Here is a 3,719-nt window from a genome sequence, read left to right as displayed (position 1 = left end):
GCCAAGCCCCTGGATGCCGAACAGCGCCTCGATCACCACCAGCCCGCCAAGCATGTAGCCGGTCTGCGTCGCCAGCACCGCGATGGTCGGCGTCAGCGCGTTGCGCAGCACGTGCCGAAAGATGATCTCGCGCCGCTCGAGCCCTTTCAGGACGGCGGTGCGCGTATAATCGGCGGCCATTGCCTCGATCACCCCTGCCCGCGTCATCCGGGCGATGTAGCCGGCAAGGTTCAGCACCAGCGGCAGCGCCGGCAGGATCAGATAATAGCCATGCGTCCAGAAGCCCGCGCCATCGGGCGCAACACCGGAGATCGGGAACCAGTTCAGCCACAGGCCGAAAACGATGAGCAGCATCAGGCCAGAAACGAAATCAGGCACAATGCCGAAGGAGACGCCTGCCATCACGATCAGCCGGTCGATCAAGCGGCCCGCATTGAGACCGGCAACGACGCCGGCACCAACGCCAAGCGGAATGAGAAAAATCAGAATAATGCCGGCAAGGGCGGCGGAGCGCTTGAGGCTTTCCAGCACGAAGGGCGCCACCGGCCCGCGCATCGACAGCGAGGTGCCGAAGTCACCGGTGACGGCCTTGCTGAACCAGAGCCAGTACTGGACGAGAACCGGCTGATCGGTGCCCAGCCGCTTGTTCAGTTCCGCCACCGCCTGCGCATCGGCAAAAGGCCCGAGCATCACACGGCCGACATCGCCGGGCAGGACCTGCCCGGCGAAGAACACCAGGATGCTGACCAGCCACAGCGTGAGGACAAGTGTGCCCAGACGCGCTGACAGAATGCGACCGGTCAGCATGTCGCGATCATGCCTGGACGAAGGAAACGCGGTCGAGCAGCAGATGCGAGATCGCGGTGAAGCGCACGCCCTCGACCTTCGAGCTGACGATCCGGCTGTATTGCGAGAAGTAGCTGATGATCGCCGGCGTCTCGTCAAGCAGCAAGGTCTGGATCTTGCCGGCAACGAGGCGCTGTGCCTGCAGATCACGCGCCTTAGAGTAGTCGAGCAGCAGCGCATCATAGGCCGGGTTGTTGAAATGCGCCGCGTTCCAGGCTCCCGAACTCTTCAGCGTGGCGTTGAGGAAGATGTCGGGCGTGCCGCGATGGCCGTAGTCGGTGATGCCGAGCACCGAATCCAGCCAGGGCGAGCTGCCGAAGGTGGCCGAGCCGTAATAGGCGTCCTGTGGCAGGACATTGAGCTTGACGTCGATGCCGGCCTTCCTGGCGAAGTTCTGGATGATCACCGCATAGTCGGGAATGTCATAGGCGCGCTCGGTGGTCAGCTTCACCTCGAAGCCGTTCGGCACACCCGCCTCGCCGAGCAGCCGCTTGGCTTCCGCAATGTCCTGCTTGCGCTGCGGCACCGACGGATCGGCCGATGGGAAGATCGGCGCGAACGGGGTGTCGTTGCCGACGATGGCGCGGCCCTTCAGCAGGCCCTTGACCACCGCCTCGCGGTCGATGGTGAGCGCCAGCGCGCGGCGGATGCGCTTGTCGGTGAACGGCGCCTGGTCGGTTCTGAGATGCACCTGGTCATGCGAGCTTGCCTGCACGCTCAGCAGCTTGAAATTGGGATTGCCCTCGATCGCCAGCTCCAGGCGCGTCGTGCTCGGGATGACGTCGAGCTGGCCGGCCTGCAGCGCCAGCACCTGCGCCTGCTCGTCGTCGAAAAACTTGATCTCGACCCGGTCGGGCAGCGCCTTGTCGCCCCAGTAGTCTTCATTGCGAACGAAGCTGGCGCCTTGCTTGGGACGGAAGGATTCGAGCTTGAACGGACCGGTGCCGTTGAAACTCTTCTCGAAATCGCCGGCATAGTCGGCCGGCAGGATGACGGCATTGTAGACGTCTGAGGAGACATAGAAGGGGAAGTTGCTGTTTGGGCCGTCGAGATCGAAGGCGACGGTTTCGTCGTCGACCAGCTTGGCGCCGCCCTTGGACAGGATGCCCTTGTAGGCGGACAGCGCCGACGAGCCGCTGGCCGGATCGACCAGCCGCTCGAAGCTCGCCACAACATCCCTGGCGGTGACCGCGCGGCCATCGTGGAATTTCACCCCTGGCCGCAACTTGAAGGTCCAGCGACTGGCCGTCTCGTTTGCTTCCCAGGACAGAGCCAGCTTCGGCTGCAGACCATCCTTCGGATCGTCGAGGATCAGATACTCGCCGACCTGGCTGATCACCCCGATGCTGGCCGGATCGGTGACCGAAACCGGATCGATCGCCTTGGTCGGCTGGCCGAGCCCAACGCGAACCGTGCCGCCGGCAGCAGTCGCGGCGCGCGCGCCTTCAAGCCCTTGCGAAGCGGCAAAGCCGGTCAGGCCGAGCAGTGCGGCGTATTTCAGGAGATCGCGGCGCTTGAGAAAGCCGCCCTGATATTCGTCGACGGCGACATTCCAGATGTCCCCCGACAGATTGCGAACTGCGTCGATATCTCTGAGTTTGGTCATGTTAAACCCCTGCCTTGAAATGAAGATTGAAAGCTATGCGACGGGTTCGCCGTCGAGATGGATGCGGTCGACGGCCTGCGGATAGAACGCGATGAGGCCCTTGATCTTGGGCATTTCCTCTATGGGATCCCGGTAGCTCCAGGCGATGTCAGGGCGCACCGAGCCGTCGCTCAGCAGGCCGGACCAATAGGAGGCGATGCCCTTGTAAGGACATCGCGTCGTTGTGACGGACGCCGTCAGCCGCTCCAGCCGGATGTCTTCCGCGGGCAGATAAAAACGCGTTGGCAGATGCGTCTCGAACAGCAGAACCGGGCGCTGGCTGTCGGCGATCGGCTCGCCGTCGAACCAGACCTGCACATGGCTGGAGCTCTGCAGCACATCGATGCGTGCGTAGGGATCGCGGGCGTGGACGAAGACTTCCTCTTCCTCCTCGAACCATTGGTCGACGGCTTTCCAGGTGAAGGCGATGCGGCCGGCCAGAGGCGCCAGGTTTTCATCCGGTGGCGACACGAACGCCCAGGCCGCGTTGGCGCTGCGCCTGTCACCGCTGTCGATATCCCAATAGGCGGTTTCGCCACCGACCGGGTGCGGTTCGCGATGCAGTGAGGGTCTCAGCACCGACGGGTCGACCGCTGACGGCGGGAAGAAATAGATCGGCAGGAAATGGTTGGAGCGCAGCACGAGCACGTTGCGGCTGTCGGCGATGGTGCGGCCGCCGAACTTGACGCGCACGCGCTTGGGGCTGTGCAGGACATTGACGAGCTGCGGCGCGGTGGCTTCGCGGGGCTGCAATCTTGGTGCAACGGTCATGATCGTTCTCCCGGCCTGACGTCAGGACACCGCGCGCGCATTGTCGCGTTGTTCGGCGAAGCGATTGGCTGGTCGCGCCAGGCCGAAGCGGTCGCGCAGCGTTCCCGGCGCGTATTCGGTCGGGAACACGCCGCGCCGCTGCAGCTCCGGAACCACCTGTTCGGCGAAATTCACCCAGTCCTCGGGCAGCAGCGGGAACATCAGGTTGAAGCCGTCGGCGGCACCGGAAACGAACCAGTCCTGCAGTTGGTCGGCGATCTGTACCGGCGTGCCGGCGACGGTCGGCACCGAACCGCTGTTGGCGAGTTTGCGGGCGATCTCGCGCAGGCTGAGATTCTGCTTCGCCCATTGCTTGACCCGGTTGAGCGACGTGCGTCCGCCGTTGAACGTGCTCTCGTCCGGCAGCGGCGGCAATGGCCCGTCCGGCGGGAACAGCGACAGGTCCAACCCGCTCCAG

Annotated in this window: 3 protein-coding genes and 1 pseudogene; all 4 read right to left on the bottom strand. The window is 64.2% G+C overall.

The annotated features are described in order from the left end of the window. On the bottom strand, window positions 1-807 hold an 807-nt coding region (locus EN750_RS23445; protein ID WP_145967858.1), incomplete at its 3' end, for an ABC transporter permease. Between the two features lie 7 nt (window positions 808-814). Beyond that, a complete protein-coding gene (locus tag EN750_RS23440) occupies window positions 815-2,452 on the bottom strand; it encodes an ABC transporter substrate-binding protein (RefSeq protein WP_127397790.1) in 1,638 nt (545 codons plus the stop codon). Window positions 2,453-2,485: 33 nt separating this feature from the next. Beyond that, the gene (locus EN750_RS23435) at window positions 2,486-3,262 is read right to left on the bottom strand and encodes a DUF427 domain-containing protein (protein ID WP_127397789.1); all 777 of its coding nucleotides are present in this window, start codon (window positions 3,260-3,262) and stop codon (window positions 2,486-2,488) included. Window positions 3,263-3,283: 21 nt separating this feature from the next. Continuing rightward, window positions 3,284-3,719, bottom strand: a pseudogene (locus EN750_RS23430) (LLM class flavin-dependent oxidoreductase); the annotation flags it as partial.

Origin of the sequence: Mesorhizobium sp. M7A.F.Ca.ET.027.03.2.1 (assembly GCF_003999175.1) — a bacterium.
Taxonomy (GTDB): Bacteria; Pseudomonadota; Alphaproteobacteria; order Rhizobiales; family Rhizobiaceae; genus Mesorhizobium.
Note: the sequence above shows the minus strand (reverse complement) of the source record. Positions and strands in the feature narration are given on the sequence as shown.